Source organism: Methylobacterium sp. WL103 (genome assembly GCF_008039885.1).
Classification (GTDB): Bacteria; Pseudomonadota; Alphaproteobacteria; order Rhizobiales; family Beijerinckiaceae; genus Methylobacterium; species Methylobacterium cerastii.
Window position 1 is genome coordinate 1 of sequence record NZ_VRUX01000900.1, and the last position, 1,239, is coordinate 1,239.

Annotated in this window: 2 protein-coding genes; both read right to left on the bottom strand. The window is 72.1% G+C overall.

Annotated features, from left to right (window positions below):
* Positions 1-276: 276 nt before the first annotated feature.
* Entirely contained in the window at positions 277-405 is a 129-nt protein-coding gene (locus FV222_RS31950; protein ID WP_281406936.1) for a hypothetical protein, read from the bottom strand.
* 154 nt (positions 406-559) lie between these two features.
* On the bottom strand, positions 560-1,239 hold a 680-nt coding region (locus tag FV222_RS31955; RefSeq protein ID WP_210248515.1), incomplete at its 5' end, for an ABC transporter ATP-binding protein.

Consider the following 1,239-nt stretch of genomic DNA (forward strand, 5'->3'; position numbering starts at 1 on the left):
ACCGACGACCCGGGAGCCGCCACGCTGCCGACCGCCCCGGCGGTCACCGGGCCGGCTCCTACGGCGGCACCGGGACGAAACGCAGCCCCAGCGCCGTGCAGCGCGTGATGGGGTTATAGGCAGGTTGTAGGAATTTTGTCAAGATCGTCCCGAGCCCGCCCCGATTTGGGCCGTTCCTGCATGCGATGATGAGCGGCCGTCTGTTGGGTCAAGCAAGGACGGGGCGGTTTTGTCGGATGTCTCGGACTTGTGCGTCGAGCCGAGGTCGTCGTCCCTTCATCCAGCCAGTCGTCGCTTGGTGTGCACAGGGGCCTTCTTCTCGTCCCGGCCGACGATGTCGAGGGCGAGACGGCGCAGGAGGGCGAGGTCCCGAGCCGTCGTGGACAAGTCCTGCACTGCGCGCATCGACCCCCGATTGGCTTCCACCAGGCGTCGACGCACCACCCTCACCGCAGCGAGGGCTGGAAAAGCCATGTGCGATCGCTCTGCCCGCTTCAGGGGGAAGGCGGGTCGTCGTCGGAGATAGGCCTGACGACGATCGTAGGGATCGCCGGTCCTCTCATGCCGGCAGGATCGTCGCGGCGTCGGGGGCGAAGCGGATCGCGACCGCTTCGCCCACGGCCGGTGCCCCCTCGCCCGGCGCGGCGGTCGCGCGCAGGAGGGTGCCGTCGGCGAGGCGGAGGACGCGGCGGATGCGGTCGCCGAGAAAGGTCTCCTCGATCAGCGTCGCGGGCGCGCCCTCCCCGCCGAGGCGCAGATCTTCGGGGCGCAGATCTTCGGGGCGCAGATCTTTCGGGCGCAGATCTTTCGGGCGCAGATCTTCGGGGCGGACTGCCAGGACGACCGCGGCGCCGGCCGCGAGCGGCGCCTCGGGTGCGCGCCCGAGCCAGGTCCCGAATGCGGTCTCGACGGCGCGGTGCGGGCCGGGCGCGTCCGCCCCGAGGCGGCCGGGGATGAGGTTCACGTCGCCGAGTAGGCCCGCGACGAAGCGCGTGGCCGGCCGGCGGTAGAGGTCAGCGGGGCGCCCCACCTGAACGAGCCGTCCGCGATCCATCACGCCGACGCGGTCGGCAAGGGTCATCGCCTCGGCGGGGTCGTGGGTGACGACGACGAAGGCGGTGCCGAGCCGGCGCTGCAGGGCGCGCAGCTCCCCTTGCGTCTCCTCGCGCAAGCTCCGGTCGAGGGCCGCCATCGGCTCGTCGAGGAGCAGCACCCGCGGCTCGCGGGCGAGGGCGCGAG

Bases quoted from the DNA above. Each gene is read 5' to 3' on its own strand.
- FV222_RS31950 (WP_281406936.1), bottom strand. From the start codon at position 405: ATGCGCGCAGTGCAGGACTTGTCCACGACGGCTCGGGACCTCGCCCTC.